Origin of the sequence: Pseudomonas sp. PDM25, assembly GCF_019219045.1 — a bacterium.
GTDB lineage: Bacteria > Pseudomonadota > Gammaproteobacteria > Pseudomonadales > Pseudomonadaceae > Aquipseudomonas.
Window position 1 is genome coordinate 1 of the sequence record NZ_JAHUWL010000009.1, and the last position, 25,671, is coordinate 25,671.

General features: G+C 60.1%; 23 protein-coding genes and 1 pseudogene. 11 read left to right on the forward strand and 13 right to left on the reverse strand.

Annotation, left to right across the window (positions count from 1 at the left end):
* Nucleotides 1-93: pseudogene (locus KW848_RS31855) on the forward strand (IS110 family transposase); the annotation flags it as partial.
* A 178-nt stretch (nt 94-271) separates the two neighbouring features.
* Here KW848_RS31855 and KW848_RS17960 read toward each other — a convergent pair.
* Nucleotides 272-3,166, reverse strand: coding sequence for a ribonucleoside-diphosphate reductase subunit alpha (locus KW848_RS17960; protein ID WP_111451689.1), 2,895 nt, complete (start codon nt 3,164-3,166; stop codon nt 272-274).
* A 739-nt stretch (nt 3,167-3,905) separates the two neighbouring features.
* Between KW848_RS17960 and KW848_RS17965 the strand changes: the two genes are divergently transcribed.
* Nucleotides 3,906-4,619, forward strand: coding sequence for a response regulator (locus KW848_RS17965; RefSeq protein WP_111451690.1), 714 nt, complete (start codon nt 3,906-3,908; stop codon nt 4,617-4,619).
* On the forward strand, nt 4,616-6,226 hold the full coding sequence (locus KW848_RS17970; RefSeq protein WP_192411064.1) for an ATP-binding protein: 1,611 nt from the start codon (nt 4,616-4,618) through the stop codon (nt 6,224-6,226). Before KW848_RS17965 ends, KW848_RS17970 begins: the two co-directional genes overlap by 4 nt.
* Nucleotides 6,227-6,366: 140 nt before the next feature.
* Here the strand turns inward: KW848_RS17970 and KW848_RS17975 are convergent, their stop codons facing one another.
* Nucleotides 6,367-7,092 carry a 4'-phosphopantetheinyl transferase gene (locus KW848_RS17975; RefSeq protein WP_218537615.1) on the reverse strand — a complete coding sequence of 242 codons (726 nt, stop codon included), beginning with the start codon at nt 7,090-7,092 and terminating at the stop codon, nt 6,367-6,369.
* A 157-nt stretch (nt 7,093-7,249) separates the two neighbouring features.
* Nucleotides 7,250-8,041, reverse strand: coding sequence for a dienelactone hydrolase family protein (locus KW848_RS17980; protein ID WP_111451692.1), 792 nt, complete (start codon nt 8,039-8,041; stop codon nt 7,250-7,252).
* A 148-nt stretch (nt 8,042-8,189) separates the two neighbouring features.
* Between KW848_RS17980 and KW848_RS17985 the strand changes: the two genes are divergently transcribed.
* The 3 genes from KW848_RS17985 (at nt 8,190) to KW848_RS17995 (ending at nt 11,018) form a co-directional block, all read left to right on the forward strand.
* On the forward strand, nt 8,190-8,792 hold the full coding sequence (locus tag KW848_RS17985) for a hypothetical protein (protein ID WP_218537616.1): 603 nt from the start codon (nt 8,190-8,192) through the stop codon (nt 8,790-8,792).
* A 205-nt stretch (nt 8,793-8,997) separates the two neighbouring features.
* Entirely contained in the window at nt 8,998-9,675 is a 678-nt protein-coding gene (locus tag KW848_RS17990; RefSeq protein WP_054054836.1) for a response regulator, read from the forward strand.
* Nucleotides 9,672-11,018 (forward strand): ATP-binding protein, encoded by a 1,347-nt coding sequence (locus KW848_RS17995; RefSeq protein WP_008147974.1) that lies wholly within the window; start codon nt 9,672-9,674, stop codon nt 11,016-11,018. Before KW848_RS17990 ends, KW848_RS17995 begins: the two co-directional genes overlap by 4 nt.
* A 241-nt stretch (nt 11,019-11,259) precedes the next feature.
* On the opposite strand, the gene KW848_RS18000 is transcribed toward KW848_RS17995, so the two are convergent.
* Nucleotides 11,260-12,258, reverse strand: coding sequence for an AraC family transcriptional regulator (locus tag KW848_RS18000; protein ID WP_218537617.1), 999 nt, complete (start codon nt 12,256-12,258; stop codon nt 11,260-11,262).
* A gap of 340 nt (nt 12,259-12,598) precedes the next feature.
* On the opposite strand from KW848_RS18000, the gene KW848_RS18005 reads away from it, so the two are divergent.
* Complete coding sequence (locus tag KW848_RS18005; RefSeq protein WP_218537618.1) at nt 12,599-13,933, forward strand: dicarboxylate/amino acid:cation symporter; 1,335 nt, start codon at nt 12,599-12,601, stop codon at nt 13,931-13,933.
* Nucleotides 13,934-14,077: 144 nt separating this feature from the next.
* The gene (locus tag KW848_RS18010) at nt 14,078-15,259 is read left to right on the forward strand and encodes a CaiB/BaiF CoA-transferase family protein (RefSeq protein WP_218537619.1); all 1,182 of its coding nucleotides are present in this window, start codon (nt 14,078-14,080) and stop codon (nt 15,257-15,259) included.
* A 120-nt stretch (nt 15,260-15,379) separates the two neighbouring features.
* On the opposite strand, the gene KW848_RS18015 is transcribed toward KW848_RS18010, so the two are convergent.
* A complete protein-coding gene (locus tag KW848_RS18015) occupies nt 15,380-15,874 on the reverse strand; it encodes a SprT family zinc-dependent metalloprotease (protein ID WP_192411057.1) in 495 nt (164 codons plus the stop codon).
* 158 nt (nt 15,875-16,032) lie between these two features.
* Nucleotides 16,033-16,635, reverse strand: a complete 603-nt coding sequence (locus KW848_RS18020; protein WP_033055256.1) for a Yip1 family protein — start codon at nt 16,633-16,635, stop codon at nt 16,033-16,035.
* A 371-nt stretch (nt 16,636-17,006) separates the two neighbouring features.
* On the opposite strand from KW848_RS18020, the gene ttcA reads away from it, so the two are divergent.
* Together ttcA and KW848_RS18030 are read left to right on the forward strand one after the other, a co-directional pair.
* Nucleotides 17,007-17,831: a tRNA 2-thiocytidine(32) synthetase TtcA gene (gene ttcA, locus KW848_RS18025; protein WP_218537620.1), complete on the forward strand. Its 825-nt coding sequence runs from the start codon at nt 17,007-17,009 to the stop codon at nt 17,829-17,831.
* Nucleotides 17,832-17,954: 123 nt separating this feature from the next.
* On the forward strand, nt 17,955-18,629 hold the full coding sequence (locus KW848_RS18030) for a DNA-3-methyladenine glycosylase I (protein WP_111451700.1): 675 nt from the start codon (nt 17,955-17,957) through the stop codon (nt 18,627-18,629).
* Nucleotides 18,630-18,728: 99 nt separating this feature from the next.
* Here KW848_RS18030 and KW848_RS18035 read toward each other — a convergent pair whose 3' ends face one another.
* From KW848_RS18035 to arsC, 3 genes are read right to left on the reverse strand one after another with little or no spacing between them, the layout of a single operon-like run.
* A complete protein-coding gene (locus KW848_RS18035) occupies nt 18,729-19,154 on the reverse strand; it encodes a DUF2069 domain-containing protein (RefSeq protein WP_095132448.1) in 426 nt (141 codons plus the stop codon).
* A gap of 1 nt (nt 19,155) precedes the next feature.
* The gene (gene wrbA, locus KW848_RS18040) at nt 19,156-19,752 is read right to left on the reverse strand and encodes an NAD(P)H:quinone oxidoreductase (RefSeq protein WP_218537621.1); all 597 of its coding nucleotides are present in this window, start codon (nt 19,750-19,752) and stop codon (nt 19,156-19,158) included.
* Complete coding sequence (gene arsC / locus KW848_RS18045; protein ID WP_218537622.1) at nt 19,749-20,102, reverse strand: arsenate reductase (glutaredoxin); 354 nt, start codon at nt 20,100-20,102, stop codon at nt 19,749-19,751. The genes wrbA and arsC overlap by 4 nt, the downstream gene beginning before the upstream one ends.
* A gap of 114 nt (nt 20,103-20,216) precedes the next feature.
* Between arsC and KW848_RS18050 the strand changes: the two genes are divergently transcribed.
* Nucleotides 20,217-20,684 carry a TlpA disulfide reductase family protein gene (locus KW848_RS18050; RefSeq protein WP_218537623.1) on the forward strand — a complete coding sequence of 156 codons (468 nt, stop codon included), beginning with the start codon at nt 20,217-20,219 and terminating at the stop codon, nt 20,682-20,684.
* Nucleotides 20,685-20,845: 161 nt separating this feature from the next.
* Here the strand turns inward: KW848_RS18050 and KW848_RS18055 are convergent, their stop codons facing one another.
* The 4 genes from KW848_RS18055 to KW848_RS18070 all read right to left on the reverse strand — a co-directional run bounded on the left by KW848_RS18055 (nt 20,846) and on the right by KW848_RS18070 (nt 25,529).
* Nucleotides 20,846-21,250: an META domain-containing protein gene (locus tag KW848_RS18055; protein ID WP_111451705.1), complete on the reverse strand. Its 405-nt coding sequence runs from the start codon at nt 21,248-21,250 to the stop codon at nt 20,846-20,848.
* Entirely contained in the window at nt 21,250-21,684 is a 435-nt protein-coding gene (locus tag KW848_RS18060) for a hypothetical protein (protein WP_033056853.1), read from the reverse strand. The genes KW848_RS18055 and KW848_RS18060 overlap by 1 nt, the downstream gene beginning before the upstream one ends.
* Before the next feature lie 77 nt (nt 21,685-21,761).
* The gene (locus KW848_RS18065; protein WP_218537624.1) at nt 21,762-22,754 is read right to left on the reverse strand and encodes a 2-hydroxyacid dehydrogenase; all 993 of its coding nucleotides are present in this window, start codon (nt 22,752-22,754) and stop codon (nt 21,762-21,764) included.
* A gap of 21 nt (nt 22,755-22,775) precedes the next feature.
* Nucleotides 22,776-25,529, reverse strand: coding sequence for a response regulator (locus KW848_RS18070; RefSeq protein ID WP_218537625.1), 2,754 nt, complete (start codon nt 25,527-25,529; stop codon nt 22,776-22,778).
* Nucleotides 25,530-25,671: the final 142 nt, after the last annotated feature.

The following is a 25,671-nucleotide window of genomic DNA, read 5'->3' on the forward strand; positions in this document are numbered from 1 at the left end:
ACTCAGGCGCTGGTGATGCTGGCTCGCAAGCTTGCTCGGGTGGTATTCGCCTTGCTGAAAGGGCAAAGCGAATATCAGCCAAAAGCCAGTTGAGGGCTTTCCCTCAACCATAGAATCTCCCACAGTAGATCGCATTCCTCCGAGCCAACTCGGCCCTTGTAGGAGTGAGCCTGCTCGCGATGGTGTCAGCCCGGTCACCACTTTCCTGCAGGCAAAAGAAAACCCCCGACAATCCAGAGGGCTGTCGGGGGTTTCGGGTTACCGGCTCAGCTTATTGGCAAGCTTCGCAATCCGGCTCGTCGATGGCGCAAGCCTTCGGCACTGGAGCAGGGCCGGCAGGTGCTGCCAGGACCGAATCGTCACCGTGGTTGCCGCCGCTGGAAACAGCGTTCAGCTTGCCGGTGTTGATGGTCGACTTCTCGGTGCTGGTCGCGGCCAGGGCACGGAGGTAGTAAGTGGTTTTCAGACCACGGTACCAGGCCATGCGGTAGGTCACGTCCAGCTTCTTGCCCGATGCGCCAGCGATGTACAGGTTCAGCGATTGAGCCTGGTCGATCCACTTCTGACGGCGGCTTGCCGCGTCAACGATCCACTTGGTGTCCACTTCGAAGGCAGTCGCATAGAGCTCTTTGAGTTCTTGCGGGATGCGCTCGATCTGTTGCACCGAACCGTCGTAGTACTTCAGGTCGTTGATCATGACCGAGTCCCACAGACCGCGAGCTTTCAGGTCGCGAACCAGGTACGGGTTGATCACGGTGAATTCGCCCGACAGGTTCGATTTCACGTAGAGGTTCTGGTAGGTCGGTTCGATCGACTGCGATACGCCAGTGATGTTGGCGATGGTCGCGGTCGGTGCGATGGCCATGATGTTGGAGTTACGAATGCCTTTCTGCACACGGGCACGAACCGGTGCCCAGTCCAGGGATTCGTTCAGGTCAACGTCGATGTACTTCTGGCCACGCTGCTCGATCAGGATCTGTTGCGAATCCAGCGGCAGGATGCCTTTGGACCACAGCGAACCCTGGAACGTCTCGTAGGCGCCGCGCTCGTCGGCAAGATCGCAGGAAGCCTGGATCGCGTAGTAGCTGACCGCTTCCATCGACTTGTCGGCGAACTCGACGGCCGCGTCGGAACCGTAAGGAATGTGCTGCAGGTACAGCGCGTCCTGGAAGCCCATGATGCCCAGACCGACCGGACGGTGCTTGAAGTTGGAGTTCTTCGCTTGTGGCACCGAGTAGTAGTTGATGTCGATAACGTTATCGAGCATGCGAACGGCGGTGTTCACGGTGCGTTCCAGCTTGGCGGTGTCCAGCTTGCCGTTGGTGATGTGGTTCGGCAGGTTGATCGAGCCCAGGTTGCAAACGGCGATCTCGTCCTTGTTGGTGTTCAAGGTGATCTCGGTGCACAGGTTCGAGCTGTGAACCACGCCGACGTGCTGCTGCGGGCTGCGCAGGTTGCACGGGTCTTTGAAGGTCAGCCATGGGTGGCCGGTTTCAAACAGCATGGACAGCATTTTGCGCCACAGGTCTTTGGCCTGGATGGTCTTGAACAGCTTGATCTTGCCCGGGTACTCGGACAGGGCCTCGTAGTACTCGTAACGCTCTTCGAAGGCCTTGCCGGTCAGGTCGTGCAGGTCCGGCACTTCGGACGGCGAGAACAGGGTCCACTTGCCGTCATCGAAGACGCGCTTCATGAACAGGTCAGGGATCCAGTTGGCGGTGTTCATATCGTGGGTACGACGACGATCATCACCGGTGTTCTTGCGCAGTTCGATGAACTCTTCGATGTCCATGTGCCAGGTTTCCAGGTAGGCACAGACAGCGCCTTTGCGCTTGCCACCCTGGTTAACGGCAACGGCGGTGTCGTTCACTACTTTCAGGAACGGAACAACGCCCTGGGATTTGCCGTTGGTGCCCTTGATGTACGAACCCAGTGCACGAACCGGGGTCCAGTCGTTGCCCAGGCCGCCCGCAAATTTCGACAACATGGCGTTGTCGTGGATTGCGTGGTAGATGCCCGACAGGTCATCCGGCACGGTGGTCAGGTAGCAGCTCGACAGCTGTGGACGCAGAGTACCGGCGTTGAACAGGGTCGGGGTCGACGACATGTAGTCGAAAGACGACAACAGGTTGTAGAACTCGATCGCACGGTCTTCTTTGTTCTTCTCTTCGATCGCCAGGCCCATGGCCACGCGCATGAAGAAGATTTGCGGCAGTTCGAAGCGGATACCGTCCTTGTGGATGAAGTAACGGTCGTACAGGGTTTGCAGGCCCAGGTACGTGAACTGCTGATCGCGCTCGTGGTTGATCGCCTTGCCGAGTTTTTCCAGGTCGAAGGTAGCGAGGACCGGGTTCAGCAATTCGAATTCGATGCCCTTGGCGATGTAGGCAGGCAGGGCCTTGGCGTACAGGTCGACCATTTCGTGGTGGGTCGCGCTTTCGGCGACTTCCAGGAAGCTCAGGCCTTCGGCACGCAGGGTGTCCATCAGCAGGCGGGCGGTCACGAACGAGTAGTTCGGCTCACGCTCGACCAGCGTACGGGCGGTCATCACCAACGCGGTGTTGACGTCGGTCAGGGCCACGCCGTCGTACAGGTTTTTCAGGGTTTCGCGCTGGATCAGGTCGCCGTCGACTTCTTCCAGGCCTTCGCACGCTTCGGTGACGATGGTGTTCAGGCGGCCCATGTCCAGAGGAGCAAAGGTGCCATCGGCGCGGGTGATGCGGATCGACGGGTGAGCGTTGACTGCTTCTTCGGCCGGTGCGTGGGCGGCGCGTTCTTTCGAACGACCGTCACGGTAGATCACGTAGTCGCGGGCTACTTTCTGCTCGCCGGCACGCATCAGGGCCAGTTCGACCTGGTCCTGGATTTCTTCGATGTGGATCGTGCCGCCCGAGGGCATGCGACGCTTGAAGGTCGCGGTGACTTGTTCGGTCAGACGGGCAACGGTGTCGTGGATTCGCGACGAAGCGGCAGCGGTGCCGCCCTCAACTGCGAGAAACGCTTTGGTGATGGCGACGGTGATCTTGTCATCGGTGTAAGGAACGACAGTGCCGTTACGCTTGATCACGCGCAGTTGACCAGGCGCGGTGGCGGACAGATCCGAAGTCGAATCTGCGGCCTGCGGCAAGGTGCCCTGCGGGTTCTCGCGAGTTGTGTCGGTTTGCATGGGGGGTTGTCTCCACATTCTCTATGTTTGTTTGGGCACCGTTTGGGTGCCCACCGTTCCGTCCTGAAGCACTACAACCGGCGAAGGGCCGGGCATACCAACTTCGGGACAGATCAGGAAGGGGCAATTGGGGCGCCGCTTCCATGCCGAAGTCTTTGGTCCCAGGCCTTGAACCTGAAACCGGGATCCTTTTGGGTGACAGTAATTGACTGCAACACCCGTACCGTAAACGCCGTTTTCGGCGCAAAAACAGTAGCCATCCGCACGCGCGGTTTGGTCTTTCGAAAATACGTTTGGTTCAACCGGACAGAGGCAATAAAAGCGCTTGAAATCGGTGTCTGATTTGTGTTTGGTTTTTTACGCAAAACCCTACATGTAGGGTTTTTTTGGCGCCGGGGTACAAGATAATGCGTTTTTTGGGGTGTTGCAACGTACTACCTGTGGATAAGCCTGTGCGTAAATTGTGTGTGAAAGGTGGAACGGGCGTGTAGGCCGCGACCTAGCTGGAGCGGACCGTTTTTCACTGATTTTCACCGATTGAAAACAGTCGCTCGGCTTTTTAAGGGCGCGAACCCTATCACAAAAAACCGCGTTGTCCGAACGCATTTACCGGCTTGTGTTCTTGGTGAGCGGCGTTTATACAATCGGCCCATGCAGATGCATTCTTATCCTCCCCAATCATTACAAAAAGACGGGCGGATCCTTCCTTATTAAGTGTTGTTGGCAAGCAGAGGTCACCGTGGAGCAAGACAACTGGCAGGTATTGATTGTCGAGGACGACCAGCGTCTGGCCGAACTGACCCGCGACTACCTGGAAGCCAATGGTCTGCGCGTATCGATCGAGGGTAACGGCGCCTTGGCCGCGGCACGGATCATCAAGGAGAAACCGGACCTGGTGATCCTCGACCTCATGTTGCCAGGCGAAGATGGCCTGAGCATCTGCCGCAAGGTCCGCGACAAGTATGACGGCCCGATCCTGATGCTCACCGCCCGCACCGACGACACCGATCAGATTCTTGGTCTGGACCTGGGTGCCGACGACTACGTGTGCAAACCGGTTCGCCCCCGACTTTTGCTGGCGCGCATCCAGGCCTTGTTGCGACGCAGTGAAGCCCCGGAAGTGGCGCCGGAAAAACAACGGCGTCTGCAGTTCGGTCCCTTGGTGGTCGACAACGCATTGCGCGAAGCCTGGCTGAACGACAACGGCATCGAACTGACCAGCGCCGAGTTCGACCTGCTCTGGCTGCTGGTGGCCAACGCCGGGCGCATCCTGTCCCGGGAAGAGATTTTTACCGCGCTGCGCGGCATTGGCTATGACGGCCAGGACCGTTCCATCGACGTGCGCATCTCGCGCATTCGCCCCAAAATCGGCGATGACCCGGAGCATCCGCGGCTGATCAAGACCATCCGCAGCAAAGGTTATCTGTTCGTTCCGGAAGCCTGCACGCTGTGAACTCGATCTTCCTGCGCATCTATGGCGGCATGTGCGCGGCGCTGATTCTGGTGGCGGTTCTCGGCGTGCTGGCCTTGCACCTGCTTAACCAGGTGCGCGGCGAGCAATACCGCGAACGCCTGGCCCACGGCACGTTCTCGCTGATGGCCGACAATCTGAACCCGATGAACGAAACCGAGCGCCACCGTGCCTTGCTGGTGTGGGAGCGGTTGTTGGGGATTCCTCTGGCGCTGAAGACCTTTGCCCAAACCGACCTCGACCTCACCCAGCGCACCCGCGTGCTGCACGGTCAGGCGCTGGTGGAACAAACCGGTCCGCACGCGGCGAAGGTCTATCGATTGGTCAGCGACAAGGAACAGCTGGTGCTGACCGGCGAAGTCCAGCAGATCAGCGAACAACTGGCCCGGGCGACTATTTACCTGCTGGCCGATGAACTGGTGCGCTACCCGGTGGCCGAGCAACCCGAGCGCCTGGCGCAGTTGAAACGCGATAAAGGGTTTGGTTTCGACTTGCGCCTGGTGACGATCGAACAGGCGGACATGGACGAAGACCAGAGTCGCCGGGTGTCCGAGGGCGACACGGTGATGGCGCTGGGCAAGGGCGGCGATTCGATCCGGGTGTTTGCCGGCATGGTCGGTACGCCGTGGGTGCTGGAAATCGGCCCGTTGTATCAGATGAATCCTTATCCGCCGGAGTGGCTGGTGCTGATCGCCGCCCTGGGTTTGAGCCTGATCGGTTTGATCGTCTATCTGTTGGTGCGGCAACTTGAGCGCCGTTTGCGTGGCCTGGAAGCGGCCGCCACGCGCATCGCCAAGGGCAGCCTGGAAACCCGCGTGCCTGCACGCGGCGCGGATTCGGTGGGGCGGCTGGCTTCGGCGTTCAACGGCATGGCCGAGCACTTGCAGCAGTTGCTGGCGATTCAGCGTGAGTTGGTGCGCGCCGTGTCTCATGAGCTGCGCACACCCGTGGCGCGGTTGCGTTTTGGTCTGGAAATGATCGGTTCGGCCACCACGCCGCAGGCGTTGGAAAAATACTGTGAAGGCATGGACAACGACATCGAGGATCTCGATCGGCTGGTGGACGAGATGCTCACCTACGCACGACTGGAGCAGGGTTCACCGGCATTGAATTTTCAGCGGATCGATCTGGATGCGTTGGTCAATCAGGTGATCGAAGAACTGGCGCCGTTACGCGCCGAGGTCACGGTGCAACGCGGTTTGTGTTTGTCTGCCGCTGACAATGACGACGCCTGGGTCGAGGCCGAGCCGCGCTACCTGCACCGGGCGTTGCAGAACCTGGTGAGCAACGCCATGCGCCACGCTCAATCACGGGTGACTGTCAGCTATCAGGTCGGGCAGCAGCGCTGTCGAGTGGATGTCGAGGATGACGGACCGGGCGTGCCGGAAACGGCTTGGGAGAAGATCTTCACGCCATTCCTGCGCCTCGACGACAGCCGTACCCGCGCTTCCGGTGGGCATGGGTTGGGGTTGTCCATCGTGCGGCGAATCATCCATTGGCATGATGGCCGGGCGTTGATCAGCAAGAGCAAAAGCCTGGGCGGGGCGTGTTTCAGTTTGAGTTGGCCGAGGAATCAGGAGAAGCGTTGAGAGGTGCGGTGGATGAGCTACCGCTTTCGTCGGAACGCCGCCCGGAGACAAGCCCGCTCCCACAGGGGATTTGCGTGAGACATAGATCCAATGTGGGAGCGGGCTTGCTCGCGAAGAGGCCGTCCCAGGCCCCACAAATGTCAGGCCTTGATGCTGACCAGACTCAACAACTGCCCATCAATGACCCCGAACTGCGCATCCAGCTCAGTGCCATTGCACCATTCGCTGGACAGATCCGTCAGCAACCGCAGCCGCACTTCACCGCGCTCGGTCCACTCCAGCACTTCAGCGTGCTCGAAATAGAAGCGCTGCTGAACGATCGGATACAGCGCCTTGAACAGGCTTTCCTTCACCGAAAACGTCAGGGTTACCAGCATCGCCAACTGATCGCGACGGCCCGCGGTCATGCGTTGCAACTCGGGCGGCGTGAGGATTTCCCCGGCCAGTCGCTCGGCCCGTTCAGGGTTGAGCAGGTTCTCCAGGTCCATTCCCAGGCCGCGCCAGTGGGTTTTCTTCGCGACAATCGCCGAGGCCCGGCCGGTGCTGTGGGTGATCGAGCCCGTGATGTGCGTCGGCCATACCGGTGCCCGGTCTTCGCCGATAGCCGGGATAAAGCTCAGCCCTTCCAACTGTTGCAACGCCGCCCGAGCGCAAACCCGCCCGGCGAGGAACTCCGCCTGACGCTTGGCGACCGAACGCTGGATGGTGGGCGGCGGCTCGATGGCGCTGCGCTGGAAATCATCGCTGGCCAGTTGCGAGGTATCGAAGTGCGTGCTCAACAGCACCGTATCGGGCAGCGCAAACGGCAGCGGCCAATGGGCATCGAGTGGGGTACAACAGACGGGTAGGGCGGGGGCGCGATTCATGTGGGGCATTTTGCCGGGTTGCTCTCAGGCTGGGTAGCCCCACACTGATCGTTCCCACGCTCTGCGTGGGAATGCCTCAAGGGACGCTCCGCGTTCCAATGGGACGCAGAGCGTCCCGGGCTGCATTCCCACGCAGAGCGTGGGAACGATCATCGTGTCAGCCAAAGATTTTTTTGAAGAACGCCTGCATATCCGCCCAGGATTTTTCATCCGCCGCTTTGTTATAGCCAATATCCGGCCCGGCATGATCGCCATGGCTCAGACGATCCGCATCAGGATTACTGAACCCATGCTTGGCACCTTCAAGGCTGACAAATTTATAGTCAGCCCCAGCCTTGTCCATTTCGGCCTTGAACGCCGCAACGTTATCCGCCGTTACCATGCTGTCCAGAGCGCCATGTTCGACCAGGATCTTGGCTTTCACGCTACCCGGTGTGGCAGGCGTCTTGGTCGCCAGCGCGCCGTGAAAACTCACCACGCCCGCCAGCGGCAAACCCTGACGTGCCGCATTCAGTACCACTGCACCGCCGAAGCAATAACCGATAGCGGCGATTTTGTCCGGATCGGTTTGCGGCTGTTTCTTCAGCAGATCGAGCCCGGCCTGAAAGCGCGCGCTCGCCGCGCCACTGTCTTTCAACGCGGCCTGCATGAAGGCCATGGCGTCCTTGGGATGCTCAGTGTTTTTGCCATCGCCATACATGTCGATGGCCAGTGCGCTATAGCCCAGACCGGCGAGATCACGGGCGCGGCGCTTGGTGTACTCGTTGAGCCCCCACCATTCGTGCACCACCACAACGCCAGGGCGTGCGCCTTTGATGGCGTCGTCATAGGCGAAATAGCCGATCATTTTGGTGCCGTCAGTACTTTGATAGGGGATTTCCTGAGTCTTGATGGCGGCTTGAGTCAGCCCGCTCAAGGCCAGCAAGACGAAAGCGAGAAACATGCGCATGGTCGGATCTCCTGACAGAAAAGTCGTCAAAAACAGCTGGGTCGATCTGGTTCAGCTTAGGTTCAGAGAGCGTTCAGGGGGAGTTCAGGGCCGGGTGAGTAACCTTGCCCCGTACCCAAATAGCATATAGCGCATAAGGAACGCCCCTATGACTGGCTTCAAAAAACTGCTTCTGGCTTTCACTGTCTTGACCGCGAGTACCGCGGCTTTCGCTTCCGACGACAATTTCGCCAGCCTTACTTTTGGACAGACCAGCGACAAGGTCAAAAAGTCCCACGCCCTGAACGACAACCTCAACAGCCCGAACGCCGACGGCGTGATCGGCAAGGACAACACCTGGGGTGTGCGTCTGGGCCGGCAAAACAGCCAGGGCCGCTACTACGCCACTTACGACAATGTGTCGGGTTCGCACAATGGCATTAAACTGCGTCAGGAAAACCTCCTGGGCAGCTACGATCTGTTCTACCCGGTGGGCGGCAGCACCAAGCTGTTCGGTGGCGCCACAGCCGGCTTGACCAAAATGACTCAGGAATCCCCAGGTTTCAGCCGCGACAGCGACATCGGTTACGCCATCGGCGGCCAGTTGGGTGTCCTGCAACAGGTTTCGCAAAACACCTCGGTGGAACTGGGTTACCGTTACCTGCGCAGCAACGCCAGCACCGAGATGAGCGAGCGCGGTGGTAGTAAACAAGGTTCGCTGGACCTGACCAGCAGCGCCCAGACCTACCTGTCGGCGAACTACGCTTTCTGATAAGTAATGCTAGTCGGTCAAGCGCAAAACCTGTGGGAGCGAGCCTGCTCGCGATGACGGCGGTACATTCAGCATCAATATTGGCTGACCCACCGCTATCGCGAGCAGGCTCGCTCCCACAGGTTGCGCGTCTTAACTGATGGGCGTCGCCCTGTCAGCCATTGAAGTTTGTATTTGGAGATGTTGATTTGCGTAGGAGAGCGTTATGAAACTGCTGGTCGTCGAAGATGAAGCGCTGTTGCGCCATCACCTGCAAACCCGCCTGACGGACAGCGGTCACGTGGTCGAGTCCGTGGCCAACGCTGAAGAGGCGCTGTACCAGACCGAGCAGTTCAACCATGACCTGGCGGTGATCGACCTCGGCCTGCCGGGCATGGGCGGGCTCGACCTGATTCGTCAGTTGCGCTCGCGCGGCAAGACCTTCCCGATCCTGATCCTCACCGCCCGCGGTAACTGGCAGGACAAGGTCGAAGGCCTCGCCGCCGGCGCCGACGATTACGTGGTCAAGCCGTTCCAGTTCGAAGAACTCGATGCCCGGCTGAACGCGTTACTGCGCCGTTCCAGCGGTTTCACCCAGTCGACCATCGTCGCCGGGCCGTTGCTGCTGGACCTCAATCGCAAACAGGCGTCCCTCGATGATCAACCGCTGGCGCTGACCGCTTACGAGTATCGGATCCTCGAGTACCTGATGCGGCATCACCAGCAAGTGGTGGCCAAGGATCGCTTGATGGAGCAGCTCTACCCGGACGACGACGAGCGCGATCCGAACGTGATCGAAGTGTTGGTCGGCCGTCTGCGCCGCAAACTTGAAGGCCCGGCCGGCTTCAAACCGATCGATACCGTGCGTGGCCTCGGCTACCTGTTCAATGAGCGCTGCACTTGATTCGTTCCCTACGTGTCCGTTTGATGCTCGCCGCCACGATCCTGGCGGTGTTGTTCATGCTGGCGTTGCTGCCGGCGATGCAGGGCGCGTTCAGCCTGGCGTTGCAGGATTCCATTGAGCAGCGCCTGGCGTCGGACGTCACCACGCTGATCTCCGCCGCGCGTGTGGAAAACAACAGCCTGCAAATGCCAGCGCAGTTGCCCGATGAGCGCTTCAACCTGACCGACAGCCGTTTGCTCGGCTACATCTACGACCGCGAAGCTCACCTGGTGTGGCGCTCGAAAGCCACCCGCGAAGAGAAGATCAACTACAAACCGCGTTACGACGGACGCGGCAACGAGTTCGCCCGAATTCGTGAGGCCGATGGCCAGGAATTCTTCGTCTATGACGTCGAGGTCAAACTGCTCGGCGGCAAGAGTGCGGCGTTCAGCATCGTCGCGCTGCAACCGGTGCGTGAGTACGAAGCCACCCTCGAAGGCCTGCGGGAAAATCTCTACCTCGGATTCGGTGCCGCCTTGCTGGTGTTGCTCGCGCTGCTGTGGATCGGCCTGACCTGGGGCTTGCAGGCGTTGCGCCGGCTCAGTCAGGAACTGGACGAGATCGAAAGCGGCACCCGCGAAAGCCTCAGCGAACAACACCCGCGCGAACTGCTGCGCCTGACCGGTTCCCTCAACCGCTTGTTGCACAGCGAGCGCGAACAACGCAGCCGCTATCGCGATTCCCTCGACGACCTGGCCCACAGCCTGAAAACCCCGCTGGCCGTGCTGCAAGGCGTCAGCGAAGACATGGCCCGGCGCCCGGCCGATCGTGATCAGGCCTGGGTGCTGCAAACCCAGATCGAACGCATGAGCCAGCAGATCAGCTATCAACTGCAACGCGCCAGCCTGCGCAAAAGCGGTCTGGTGCGCCACCAAGTGCGCCTGCAACCCGTGCTGCAAAGCCTGTGCGACACCCTGGACAAGGTCTACCGCGACAAACGCGTGCGGGTCGCCTTCGATCTGCCGGCGCAGTGTTACGTGCCGATCGAGCAGGGTGCGTTGCTGGAAATGATGGGCAACCTGCTGGAAAACGCCTATCGCCTGTGCCTCGGCGAAGTACGCATCAGCGTGCGCGAAAGCCTGAGCGGGATTGAATTGTGCGTTGAGGATGACGGTCCGGGAGTGCCGCCGGATCAGCGTGCACGGATTCTGCAAAGGGGAGAGCGGCTGGATCGCCAGCATCCGGGGCAGGGGATTGGGCTCGCGGTGGTCAAGGACATTATCGAGAGCTACAGCGCCAAGTTGACGCTGGGGGACTCGCCAATGGGCGGAGCGGCGTTCCGGATTCATTTTCCGGTGGTTTGATGGTGTTCTTACGGGCCTCTTCGCGGGCAAGCCCGCTCCCACAGAGGGCTATGTATTACACAGATTTTGTGTTCGGACTCGAAACCTGTGGGAGCGGGCTTGCCCGCGAAGAGGCCGGCCCATTCACTACAAAACATGCAGGTAAGACCTATAAACAGCAGTGTTTAAAACACATCTCCAGACACTCAGTCAGGCTACACATCCTTGCGCCGCTGCCTACGGCTGGATCTCAAGTCTTGAATCAATGCTCCTGCGCCCGATAAGCCCCAGGCGTCAACCCGGTCCACTTCTTGAACGCCCGGTGAAACGCTGAAGGCTCTGAAAACCCCAACTGCTCGGCAATCTGCTGCAACGACAAATCCGCCCGCCCCAGGTGATAGATCGCAATGTCCCGGCGCAGTTGATCCTTCAATTCCTGAAAACTCGACCCTTCCTCCCGCAAATGCCGACGCAACGTCTGCGGGCTGATGTGCAAGTGCGCGGCGACCTCTTCCAGGTCCGGCCAGTGTGAACTGTCGCGGCTGAGCAACCTTCGCAACTGGCTGCTCAAACTGTCGCCGTCATCCGGGCGCGACAACAGGTCGGCGGGGGAGTGTTCGAGGAAATGCTTGAGTGTCCGCTCGTCCTGCAACAGCGGCATGTCCAAGTAACGACTGTGAAACAGCAGGCTGCTTTTCGCCGTGGAAAACGCCAGAGGGCAGGGGAACAGCAAATCGTATTCGGCGCCGTGCTCGGGTTTCGGGTAGCTGAATGTCGCCTGTTCCAGGCGAATGCGCTGGCCGATCAGCCAACTGGCGAGGCGATGCCACACCATCAGCTGGCTCTCGGTGAGGAAGTGATCCGGGTCCCGGAACTGCGAATCGTCGAGGCTTAGGCGGATCATGTCGTTTTCGCGGGTCAGGGTCAGACGCGGACCGTCGGGGAATAAGCTATAAAACAATAAGCCGCGATGAAGTGCTTTCTCCAGATTGCGGCAGTGGATCACCGCATGGCACATCATCGCGAAACTCCCGGTTTTGCTCGGGACCGGCCCGAAGCCCAGGTATTCGTCGTCCAGTGCCAACCACAGTCCCTGGATCAATCGGGTGAATTGTTCAGGCGCGATTCTCGCTCGTGGCTCTTCAAGCAACTCGGGGCTGATACCGAGTTGTTGCAGCAGATTTGAATAGTCGTAACCCAGCCGGCGTGCGCCACCGAGGGCGGCACGGGCGAAATGACTGGCGATGGTGCGTTCGCGCATAAGAAGGCAAGTCCGTCCATTGAACGGCGGATGGTAGCCGTGGTGTCTGATGATGGACAAGGCGGATATCCGCCAATTTGTAGGACAAGGTCTGGTCGATGGGCGGAAATCCGCCACTTTGCCGTAACCGCTTGGTGACAAAGAAAAACCTGCAACCCTTGATGTCAAAAGACTTGCTGGCGATTTGACGAAGGTGGCACGGGCCTTGCGATACAACCTGCAGATGCCTGCCGTTGCGCAGCTCGACAAAACAAATCCCTCCAGTGCAGGAGGGTTCGCAATTGAAGTGCCTTTGGCAACAGATGGATGTTGTCACCGGGCACTCTTGAGGAACTTTGCAATGACGACTCGTCAGCCACTGTACAAATCCCTGTATTTCCAGGTGATCGTTGCTATTGCCATCGGCATCCTGCTCGGTCACTTCTACCCGCAGACCGGTGTTGCCCTCAAGCCGCTGGGTGACGGGTTCATCAAACTGATCAAAATGATCATTGCCCCAATCATCTTCTGCACCGTCGTCAGCGGTATCGCGGGCATGCAGGACATGAAGTCGGTCGGCAAGACCGGCGGTTACGCGCTGCTCTACTTCGAAATCGTTTCGACCATCGCATTGCTGGTGGGTCTGGTGGTGGTCAACATCGTGCAGCCGGGTGCCGGCATGCACATCGACGTCGCTACGCTGGATGCCTCCAAAGTCGCTGCTTATGTGGCAGCCGGTGCTGATCAAAGCGTTGTTGGCTTCCTGTTGAACGTGATCCCGTCCACCATCGTCGGCGCGTTCGCCACAGGCGACATCCTGCAAGTGCTGATGTTCTCGGTGATCTTCGGTTTCGCCCTGCATCGCCTGGGTGCCTACGGCAAGCCGATCCTGGACTTCATCGATCGCTTCGCCCACGTGATGTTCAACATCATCAACATGATCATGAAGCTCGCGCCACTGGGTGCCTTCGGTGCCATGGCCTTTACCATCGGTGCCTACGGTGTTGGCTCGCTGGTGCAACTGGGTCAATTGATGGCGTGCTTCTACATCACTTGCCTGGTGTTCGTGCTGGTGGTGCTGGGTGGTATCGCTCGCGCTCACGGCTTCAGCGTGTTGAAAGTGATCCGCTACATCCGTGAAGAACTGCTGATCGTGCTGGGTACTTCTTCTTCGGAATCGGTACTGCCACGCATGCTGATCAAGATGGAACGCCTGGGCGCGCAGAAATCCGTTGTGGGTCTGGTGATCCCGACCGGTTACTCGTTCAACCTCGACGGTACGGCGATCTACCTGACCATGGCGGCGGTGTTCATTGCTCAGGCAACCGACACCCACATGGACATCACTCACCAGATCACCCTGCTGGTGGTGTTGCTGCTGTCCTCCAAAGGCGCTGCGGGCGTGACCGGTAGTGGCTTCATCGTGTTGGCGGCTACCTTGTCCGCCGTTGGCCACTTGCCGGTGGCCGGCCTGGCGCTGATCCTCGGTATCGACCGCTTCATGTCCGAAGCCCGTGCCCTGACCAACCTGGTCGGTAACGCTGTTGCCACCCTGGTTGTGGCCAAGTGGGTCAAGGAACTGGACGTCGACGTGATGCACGCCGAACTGGCTTCTGGCGGTCGCGGTATCTCCGACGAGCCTAAAGACGATGTTCTGGGCCACGTCGAAGAGGCAACCCCAAGCAGCGTCAAATAAGACGGCTGCACGGAAAAAACCCGCTTCGGCGGGTTTTTTCATGCCTGGGATTTGAGCGCAACGGTCAGCGCATCTGACGCATAAGGTGATTGCTGCAATGCCATTGGCTGCCTAGTCTGGAGGCATCGTTTACGGAGAACGCCCATGCTCGGTCCACTGGCATCACTCAAGGTTCTGGATTTCTCGACACTGCTGCCGGGGCCGTTCGCCTCGTTGTTGCTGGCAGACATGGGCGCCGAGGTGCTGCGCATCGAATCGCCAACGCGCATGGACCTGCTGCGGGTTTTGCCGCCTCACGATCAGGGCGTTTCCGCCAGCCACGCTTACCTCAATCGCAACAAACGCAGCCTGGCGCTGGACCTCAAGCAGCCTGAGGCGCTGGAGCTGATCAAGCAGTTGCTGCAGGACTACGACATCGTGCTGGAGCAGTTCCGCCCCGGCGTGATGGAGCGATTGGGCCTGGGTTATGAAGCCTTGAAGGCGATTAATCCGAAACTGATTTACGTGTCGATCACCGGTTACGGCCAGACCGGCCCCTACAAGGACCGCGCCGGCCACGACATCAACTACCTGGCGCTGGCGGGGCTGGCGAGCTACACCGGCCACGCCGACAGCGGGCCGTTGCCGTTGGGCATGCAAGTGGCGGACATCGCCGGTGGCTCGTTGCACGGGGTGATCGGGCTGCTGGCGGCGGTCATCGCCCGGCAGCAAACCGGACAGGGGCAGCACCTGGATGTGAGCATGACCGACTGCGTGTTCAGCCTGAACGCTATGGCTGGCGCCGGGTATCTGGCCTGTGGCGAAGAGCCGGGAAGGGAGGCGCAGATGCTCAACGGTGGCAGTTTCTATGACTATTACCGTTCTCGCGATGGGCGCTGGTTCTCGGTGGGCAGTCTGGAGCCAGCGTTCATGAAGCAACTGTGCGCAGCACTGGGGCTGGAGGAGCTGGAAACCTTGGGCTTATCGCCGGAACCGGCCTTGCAAAAGGCGCTGAAGAACGCGCTGAGGATTGAGTTCGAGACCCACGATTTCGCCGAGTTGTGCGCGTTGTTTGCCACGTTGGATGCGTGTGTCGAGCCGGTGTTGAGTTTGAGCGAAGCGGTGCGGCATCCGCAGTTGAAGGCCCGGGCGCTGGTGACCGATGTGCCGCGTGGTGACGGGACGACTCAGGCGCAGATGGCGTGTCCGTTGAAGTTTTCAGATGGGTTGCCTGAGCCTCGGTATATCGGCGCGGCCATAGGGCAGCATACGGAACAGGTGTTGGGGGAGTTGGGGTATAGCGCTGAGCGGATTGAAGCGTTACGCCGTGCCAAGGTGGTTGTTTAGCGCCTGTCAGGACGCCTTCGCGAGCAAGCCCGCTCCCACACTGGATCTTCGGCATGACATATATCCAGTGTGGGAGCGGGCTTGCTCGCGAAGGGGCCAGCACAGGCACCACAAATCTAACTACTCGACCCGCATTTCCCCACTGAACACCAACGTGCTCCGGCACCGCCGACACAGATACCGCCGCCCCTGTCTCACCAAACCATGGCGCTGGGCCGAAAACGGGAAATCGCTGTCGGGGCACGGGCATTTGTAAATGTAGCGGGTCATGCTGCGGCGTTTGACGTCATAGGTGTGGCAACGATTGGGCGGCAGTTCGTACACGCCGCGCATGATCAATTGCCACTCTTCGCCATGGGGCTGGATGCGGTCGCCGAACAGTTGATGGGCGATCAGGTGCGCCACCTCGTGGGCCACGGTTTGTTTGAGGAAGTCTTCGGTATTTTCCCGGTACAGCTGTGGATTGAAGCGCAGCAGGTTCTCGTGCAAATGCGCGACACCGGCTTTTTGCCCGCGCAGCTTGAGGCTCACCACGGGGCGTTTGAAAGGTCGTTTGAAAAAGGATTCGGCTAGCTGGTAACAGTCTTCGACGCGGGTATTGAGTTGCTCGGGCATGCTTGATGGATCTCCAGAGGCGTCGAGTATGCCGTAACCCTCGGGACTTGCGAATCGCTCAGGCGCCGAATGGTCGTCACCGGTTTCTATCCTTGAACACTAGAAGGCCGCCTTGCGGCGGCCTGTGTTGGCAGATCTTGTTTTTGGGTGAAGTGTTGCTAATTCGTATAGACCGGCCCCACGCCGAGTCCCCAGACAATGACCGTGAACGCCATGATGGCCACCAGCACCACCAGGCCTACCGCAAGCACCGAACTCGAAAACAGAAATCCCTCGTCTGATGGAATGCTCATGAAAGTGGGTAGCCCCACATACAGCAGGTACACCGTGTAGCAGATGGCCGCGGTGCCGACGATCATCCCAAGCCACATGTGTGGGTACAGCGCCGCCAGACCGCCGATAAACAGCGGTGTCGCGGTGTAGGTCGCAAATGCAACGCAGCGTGCCAGGCTCGGGTTGGCGTCATAGGTGCGAGCCATCCAGTGGATGAACGCGCCCATGACCGCCACACCGCCGAGCATCGCCAGGTACGACATGACCGTCATCCATATCGCGCTTTCCACCGTCAGCATCACCGGTGCGCGACTGCCAATGACCCAGCCGACCTGTGTGGTGCCAATAAACGCCGACACCGCAGGGATCGCCGCCAGAATCAGGGTATGAGTGAGATACATGTGGCTGATGCTTTCCTCCTGGTCGCCACGAATCTCTTTCCATTCTTGGTCAGGGTGGGTGAAGAGCCCCACTACGTGATGGATCATGCCAGTCACTCCTCTTGTTTTTACCGTCGCCCCCCAGCGGAGCGCCTACGGGCCAAAGTGGCCGAGTAAGGAAAGGTCTGGATTATGTGTGCGACCTTATGTCGCAGTATAGAAAGGTCTTAACGACGCAGGTTGCAGGGCTTTAGAGCAAATTGCGCTGTAAACCCCGCTGCTAATCGCCGCAGGATCTGTCACCGACCCCCTGTGGGAGCGGGCTTGCTCGCGAAAGCGGTGTGTCAGTCGAAACAATATTGCTTGACACACCGCTTTCGCGAGCAAGCCCGCTCCCACAGGGGATAGGGGGCTCTTCGCCCGTGACCGGTTTTTGCGTAAAATGCCGGCCTTTCGTCACACCTCACGGATTTCGCGTCATGGGCACTCTTACGGTCAACCAGAACAAACTGCAAAAGCGCCTTCGCCGCCAGGCCGGTGAGGCTGTTGCCGATTTCAACATGATTGAAGACGGCGACAAGGTCATGGTCTGCCTGTCCGGTGGCAAGGACAGCTACACCCTGCTTGACGTGCTGTTGCACTTGCAGAAGGTCGCCCCGATCAAGTTCGAGATCGTGGCCGTGAACATGGACCAGAAACAGCCGGGTTTCCCTGAGCATGTGCTGCCGGCCTACCTCAAAGAGCTGGGCATCGAGTACCACATTGTCGAGAAAGACACCTATTCCGTGGTCAAGGAGCTGATCCCGGAAGGCAAGACCACCTGTTCGCTGTGCTCGCGCCTGCGTCGCGGCACGCTCTACACCTTTGCCGACCAAATCGGTGCGACCAAGATGGCCCTCGGTCATCACCGCGACGACATCGTCGAGACCTTTTTCCTGAACATGTTCTTCAACGGTTCGCTCAAAGCCATGCCGCCGAAGCTGCGCGCCGACGATGGCCGCAACGTGGTGATCCGTCCGCTGGCCTACTGCAACGAAAAAGACATCCAGGCCTACTCGGACTTCAAGCAATTCCCGATCATCCCGTGCAACCTCTGCGGCTCCCAGGAAAACCTGCAACGCCAGGTGGTCAAGGACATGCTGCAGGAATGGGAACGCAAGACGCCAGGCCGGACCGAAAGTATTTTCCGCAGCTTGCAGAACGTGATCCCGTCGCAACTGGCGGACCGTAATCTGTTCGATTTCACCAACCTGCGTATCGATGAAACCGCCGCGTCGCGCTTCGTCAACGTCGTCAACCTCTGAACAAATTGTGGGAGCGGGCTTGCTCGCGAATGCGTAGTGTCAGTCGACATCAATGTTGAATGACACACCGCCTTCGCGAGCAAGCCCGCTCCCACAGGTTTTTCGTTAACCTCAGGAGAGGGCATGCGCGATTACAAGTGGCTGCACGAATACTGTCTGAACCGCTTCGGTTCGGCAGCTGAACTGGAAGCCCATCTGCCCGTTCCGAAAACCCCGGCGCAATTGCGCAACATCAGCGACGACCGCTACCTCTCGACCATGGCGCTGCGCGTCTTCCGTGCCGGGCTCAAGCACAGCCTGGTGGACGCCAAATGGCCGGCGTTCGAAGAAGTGTTCTTCAAGTTCGACCCTGAGAAAGTCGTACTGATGAGTGCCGAACACCTTGAGCGTTTGATGCAGGACGCGCGGATCATTCGTCACCTGGGCAAACTCAAGAGCGTGCCGCGCAACGCGCAGTTCATTCTGGATGTGGCGCATGAGAAGGGCAGCTTCGGCGCGTTGATCGCCGATTGGCCGGTCACGGATATCGTTGGGTTGTGGACCTGCCTGAAAAAGCGCGGTCATCAATTGGGCGGGTTGTCAGCACCGCGGTTCTTGCGGATGGTGGGCAAGGATACGTTTGTGCCGAGCTACGACGTGGTCGCGGCGTTGAATGCGCAGAAGATCGTCGACAAGGTGCCGACCAGCCTGCGGGATCTGGCGTTGGTACAGGATGTGTTTAACCAGTGGCATGAACAGAGTGGCGGGCGGGCGATGAGCCAGATTTCGATGATGCTGGCCTACACTGTGAATCATTAAGACCGAGTCGCGCCCTTCGCGAGCAAGCCCGCTCCCACAGGGGATTTGTGGACGACGCAGATCCAATGTGGGAGCGGGCTTGCTCGCGAAGGCGTCGGATCAGGCGACTCGAATCTCACCTTCGCCAGCCAACTTGCGGTTCAACTGAAACCGCCACCGTACATACAGCAGCGCCGAGCAGAACACCGCCAGGCTCGCGCCCATCTCCAGCAAACCAAACAACTGTCGGTTCGGGTCATACGCCGCCAATGCGCCCTTGATGAAATACAGGTTCACCACAAAACACATCCATGAATGCCCGCGTGCACTGCCGATAATCATCCCCGGCGCCAGCAATAGCAGCGGCACCAGTTCGATTAGCAGAATCACCCATGGTCGGGCGCCGTGCAGGTCGGCGACCACCAGGTAGTAGGCGCACAGCAAACCCACCAAACCGAAGTAGCACAGCAGGCTGATGACGCGCATCGCTCGGACCCGCGGTTCGAGCCATTCGATGGAGGGCAAAATCTTCGGCTTTTTGGCCACGTCAGTTCCCCAGTTTCTGTGCAGTCTTCGCCAGGCGCAGGCCCAAGGCCCGACACAGCGCGACTTCATGTTCATTCAAACCGCTTTTGCCGTCCGCCCCGGCGTGATGGCTGGCGCCGTAAGGCGTGCCGCCGCCACGGGTTTCCAGCAGGGCCGATTCGCTGTAAGGCAGGCCGGTGATCAGCATGCCGTGGTGCAGCAACGGCAACATCATCGACAGCAGCGTGGTTTCCTGACCACCGTGCAGGCTCGCGGTGGAGGTGAAAACACCAGCCGGCTTGCCCACCAGAGCACCGGTCAGCCACAGGTTGCTGGTGCCGTCGAGGAAGTACTTGAGCGGCGCCGCCATGTTGCCGAACCGGGTCGGGCTGCCCATGGCCAGGCCCGCGCAGTTCTTCAAGTCGTCGAGGCTGGCGTACAGCGCGCCTTCGTCGGGGATGTCCGGCGACACGGCTTCGCATTCGGCCGAGATCGGCGGGACCGTGCGCAACCGGGCTTCAAGACCGGCCTGCTCGACGCCCCGGGCAATCTGCCGGGCCATTTCATTGGTCGAGCCGCTGCGGCTGTAATACAGAACCAGAATGTACGGCGCACTCACGGCAGCAGCTCCAGCACATTTTCCGGCGGACGGCCGATGACGGCTTTGTCGCCGACTTCCAGAATCGGTCGTTCCATCAGTTTCGGGTGGGCGGCGATGGCGGCGATCAATTGCGCCTCGCTGAGGCTGCTGTCGGCCAGGTTGAGGGTTTTGTACTCGTCCTCACCGGTGCGCAGCAGTTGCCGGGCGCTGATGCCGAGCTTGGTCAGCAGGCTCTGGATTTGCGCCGCGTCCAGCGGGGTATCCAGGTAGCGGACCACCGTCGGGGTCAGGCCACGGGCTTCGAGCAGTTCGAGCGCACCGCGGGATTTCGAGCAGCGCGGGTTGTGATAAAGCGTCAGATCGGTCATGTGCGGTTCGCATCTTGCGTAAGGTGACGGCTATTCTAACTGTGCTGCGCGTAATCCAGAACCTTGGGAGGCGATGGGTCGCAGGCGCATTCAATTTTGAACAAGGGATACGACATGACTAGGCGACTGGCAGCGGCATTGGCGATCATCGGTGCGTTATTGCTGGGGGGCTGTGGTAACGACTATGGCACCGACCAGAGCGGCCAGAAAGTCGCCGCCGCACGTCTGGACAAACAATGGCTGGTGCTCAATTACTGGGCTGAATGGTGCGGGCCGTGCCGGACCGAGATCCCTGAATTGAACGCCTTGGCCGATCAGCTCAAGGCCAGGAAGATTGGTGTGTTCGGGGTCAACTTCGACAATGTGCAGGGTGAAGAGCTGAAAAACGCCAGTGAAAAACTGGGCATCAAGTTCACCGTGCTGGCTTCTGATCCGGCCGATCTTTTCGAGTTACCGCGCAGTGAGGCGTTGCCGGTGACTTACATCATCGATAACAAGGGCAAGGTACGGGAACAGTTGATGGGTGAGCAGACGGCGGCGGGGGTGATGGCGAAGCTTGAGGCGTTGCAGGCGAAGAACTGATTGCTCCTACTGTGGCTAGGGAGCTTTTGTGGAGAGGGCTTTTGTGGCGAGGGGATTTATCCCCGTTGGGTTGCGCAGCAACCCCAAAAAAGGGACTGCTGCGCAGTCCAACGGGGATAAATCCCCTCGCCACAGATACACTTGGCTGCAGTGAGGAGGGCTCAACCCTCTTCAAGCCACCAACGCAACGGCTTGCCTTCTGCCGGCCAGAAGCGCATCTGGTCGATCGGCGAGACGTCCCAGCGCTGAACGTTTTCCAACGCCTGGAGGAAACGCTTTTCCTGCTCCATCAGCGCCGGCGCACACAGTTTGCGGGTGCTGCCAACCTTGCCGAAGCTCAGCTTGTCGCCTTCCAGGGTGTACGGCGCGAACCAGTGGTTGCAGCCGCCGTTGCCGTAGGCCCGACCGTCTTCACCGAGGGTGACGGTCAGGTGGCTGTAATCCATCAGCGGACGTTCGCCAATCCACTCCAGAATGTAGCTGCGGTTTTGTTGCAATTGCACCGGCTCGGCGGCGCAGCCCAGCAGGCTGGCGCCAACCATAGTGGTCAGAGCGAGGCGTTTCATCACGCGGGCTCCTGGCATTTCGGGCACAGGTGCTTCTCGCCAACCGTGGTCCAGCCCAGTTCGGCGATCCGCGCGGTGGCAGCAGGCTTTTCAGCCTTGTTGCCCAGCTTGGCGTCGACCGCGAACTCGAAACTCAGCTCTTTGGCGCAGCTGTCGCAGTTGACTTTCCAGGTGTGGATCGCCAGTTCGCCGAACACCGGACCACTGGCCACCGCGACCCATTGGCCGGGCGGGTTGATCAAGTGGCGAACCGTTTCGACGGTCAGGCGCATGGACAAGTCCTTGGCGCCTTTAAGGGTCACTACCAGCACGTCGTTGTTACGAATCGAGCCGCCGTTGCCGGTGACTTGATAACGCCCCGGCACAAGGGCGCGGCATTCGGTGAGGGTGTGTTGCGGGTTCATCAGGCTATAGCGGAAATCGTGTTCGACCATGGGTCCTCCAAATATGCGCGGCATGCTAGCACGGACATCAGCGCAGCATGGCGCGGGCGTATGACCTTCGATCTGGTTCAGTCACCCTTTACCAGATTCGCAGGCGCGCCGGCCGCCCAAGCGGCGATGTTCTGCAGGGTAGTCGCGGCAATCGCACCCAGGGCTTCGCGGGTCAGGAAGGCCTGGTGAGCGGTGATGATCACGTTCGGAAAGGTCAGCAGCCGTGCCAGCACATCGTCCTGCAGCGGCAGGTCGGAACGGTCCTCGAAGAACAGCTGTGCTTCCTCTTCATACACATCCAGCCCCAGATAACCCAGTTGACCGTCCTTCAACGCGTCGATCAGCGCCGGCGTGTCCACCAGACCACCGCGGCCGGTGTTGATCAGCATCGCACCGGCTTGCATGTGCGCCAGTGACTCGCGATTGATCAAGTGTTTGCTTTGTTCGTTGAGCGGGCAGTGCAGGCTGATGATCTGCGACTCGGCCAGCAGTTCCGGCAGGCTCAGGTAACGGGCGCCGAGGGCTTCGACTTGCGGGTTGGGGAAGGGGTCGTACGCCAGCAATTGGCAGCCAAAGCCGTTCATGATTTTCGCGAAGGTCGCGCCGATCTGCCCGGTGCCGACCACGCCGACGGTCTTGCCCACGAGGTCGAAGCCGGTCAGCCCGTGCAGGCTGAAATCCCCTTCGCGCGTGCGGTTGTAGGCGCGGTGCAGGCGCCGGTTGAGCGCCAGGATCAGTGCCACCGCATGTTCCGCTACTGCGTGGGGCGAGTAGGCCGGGACGCGCGCAATCGCCAGCCCCAAACGCTTTGCCACTGCCAGGTCGACATGGTTGTAACCGGCCGAGCGCAGGGCGATCAGGCGTGTACCGCCCACAGCCAGGCGTTCGAGCACCGGCGCTCTGAGGTCATCATTGATGAAGGCACAGACCACTTCGTGATGCTCCGCCAGCGCCACCGTATCAAGGCTCAGTCGCGCTGATTGAAAGTGCAGTTCAATGCCGGCCGGTAGTTCGGCACAGAGAAAACTGTCGCGATCGTAGGTCTGGCTGCTGAAAAGAATCGTACGCATGCGGTCCTCCTGGAATGCACATCAAGCATTTATACGGGCATGAGCGGCCAGACGATTGATGGCCCGGTCGAGGTCTTCCAGCGCGCTGGGGGCTTTGGGGTCCTGTTGCTTGAGCAGGGTTTCGCTGCGTTGGCAGGCGGCGCGCAGTTGCGGGACGCCGCAATAACGGGTCGCGCCGTGCAGGCGATGGACACGCTCGATCAGGGCGTTGTGGTCGTTGGTTTCCCGGGCGAAACGAATCGCCTCGCGGTCGGCTTCCAGCGACGCCAGCAGCATTGCCAGCATGTCCGCCGCCAGATCAGCCTTGCCGGCAGCCAGGCGCAAACCTTCTTCGTGATCGAGTACCTGCAACTCATGACCGCCACCGTGGCTGTCGCTGGAGCGCTCCGGCCCATGATTGCGCAGCGCCAGGCCGGTCCACTTCAGCACCACTTGGGCCAGTTGCCGTTCGCTGATCGGTTTGGTCAGGTAATCGTCCATGCCGCTTTGCAGCAGCGCGCGTTTTTCGTTGGCCATGGCGTGAGCGGTGAGGGCAACGATCGGCAGCGGCGTGCAATGCCGTTCACTTTCCCACTGGCGAATCGCTTCAGTGCTTTGCCGCCCGTCCATGCCGGGCATCTGAACGTCCATCAACACCAGGTCGAAGGTTTCGGTCTGCACCGCCTTGACCGCCGCGTAACCGCTTTCCACCGCGAGGACTTTGGCGCCCATGTCCTCGAGCAGGGTTTGCACCAGCAGCAGGTTGGCCGGGTTGTCGTCGACACACAGCACCTTTGGCGCGCGGCTGGACACCGGTTCGCCGGGTTCGCTGCGGTGCTGGCGCGGGTTGACCAGGTCGGACAAGGCCCGCCGCAGCTTGCGGGTGCAGGCCGGTTTGGCCTGGAGCTGGCTGTGCGGGTTGGGCACCGAGAGGTGGAACAGCGTCTGTTCGGTGGTCGGGCACAACACCAGCACCTTGCAGCCCAGGTGTTCGAGGTCCCAGATGTGCTGGTTGAGGCGCTCTGGCGGCATGTCGTTGCTGGTGATGCCGAGCACCGCCAGGTCGATCGCCTGATCGGTCTGATGCGCGCCGGTCACGCCATTGGTCAGGCTTTCCAGCGTATTGAATGGGGTGACTTCGAGGCCACAGTCTTCCAGTTGATGCTGCAACGCCTGACGGGCCAGTTCGTGGTTTTCCAGCACGGCCACCCGACGCCCGAGCAACGGCGGACCGGGCAGGTCTTCGGCGTCGTCGCGGGTTTTGGGCAGGCTCAGGCTGATCCAGAATTCCGAGCCTTCGCCGGGCGTACTGTCGACACCGATCTCGCCGCCCATCTGTTCGATCAGACGTTTGGAAATCACCAGCCCCAAACCGGTGCCGCCCGGTTGCCGCGACAGCGAGTTGTCGGCCTGGCTGAAGGCCTGGAACAAGGCGCGCACGTCCTGGTTCGACAGCCCGATGCCGGTGTCCTGAATGCTGATGCGCAGTTGCACGCTGTCTTCGTGTTCTTCTTCAAGCATGGCGCGGGCGACGATGGTGCCTTCGCGGGTGAACTTGATCGCGTTGCTGACCAGGTTGGTGAGAATCTGCTTGAGTCGCAGCGGATCACCCACCAATGACAGCGGCGTATCGCGATAAACCAGACTCACCAGCTCCAACTGTTTGGCGTGGGCGGCCGGGGCGAGGATGGTCAGCGTGTCCTGGAGCAGGTCGCGCAAGTTGAACGGAATATTGTCGAGCACCAGTTTGCCGGCCTCGATTTTCGAGAAGTCGAGAATCTCGTTGATGATTCCCAGCAGGCTGTCGGCGGACTTTTCGATGGTGCCCAGATAGTCGAGCTGGCGCGGGGTCAGCTCGCTTTTTTGCAGCAGATGCGTGAAGCCGAGAATGCCGTTGAGCGGCGTGCGGATTTCATGGCTCATGTTGGCCAGGAACTCGGATTTGATCCGGCTGGCTTCAAGGGCTTCCTTACGCGCCAGGTCCAGTTCGATGTTCTGGATCTCGATGGTTTCCAGGTTCTGGCGCACGTCTTCGGTGGCCTGGTCGATGCTGTGCTGCAATTCTTCCTGCGCGTTTTGCAGGGTGCCGGCCATACGGTTGATGCCGGACGCCAGTGTGTCCAGCTCCTGGCTGCCGAGGGGCGGCAGACGGGTTTCCAGATGACCGTCCTTGAGTTGCGCCACCGCTTGCTTGATCTGGCTCAGCGGCCGATTGATGCTGCGGCCCATGCGTAACGCCAGCAGCGCCGCACCGGCCAGCCCTGCGCCGATCAGCAACAGGCTGGCGAACAGGCTGCGGTAACCGCGCAGCAGCATGCCGTTGTGGGACAGTTCAAGTTCGACCCAGCCCAACAGGCGATCGGCTTCGTCGGGAATCAAATCACCGGCCAGATTGCGGTGCTTGCCGAACACCGGCAGCAAGTAACGCGTCGCGTCATTGCCGCTGCGACGCAGCATCTGCGAACTGTTGCCGACCGGCGCCTGGTTGAGCATGGTCGGGCCGGCATGGGCCAACAGGGAACGGTCGGGGGCGAGGAATGAAACGGCGCGCACGTCCGGTTGTTCCAGCGATTGGGTGGCAATGCGTTCCAACAGCTCGGTGTTCTTGTGGCCCATGGCCGGGGCCACCAGGGGCGCCAGTTGTTCGGCGATCATCTCGCCACGCTGCATGAGCTGGGTTTGCAGGTCGGATTGCTGCATCCAGGTGAAATAGCCGCCCAGAACCAAGGCCATCAGGCTGGTCGGCAACAGGGTCAGTAATAGCACGCGGCCTTTAATTCCCAGTTTCTTGAGCACGCATCTCTCCTGCATCCAGCGATTTAATGACCTGCACGTACGTCCAGCACGCGCCACCTGCGCAGTGTAGCGATTTGCAGGCGGGCAATCTTCGTAAAATTGATGTCGGCATTCGTCGGCAGGATCGCCACTTTTACCTCAC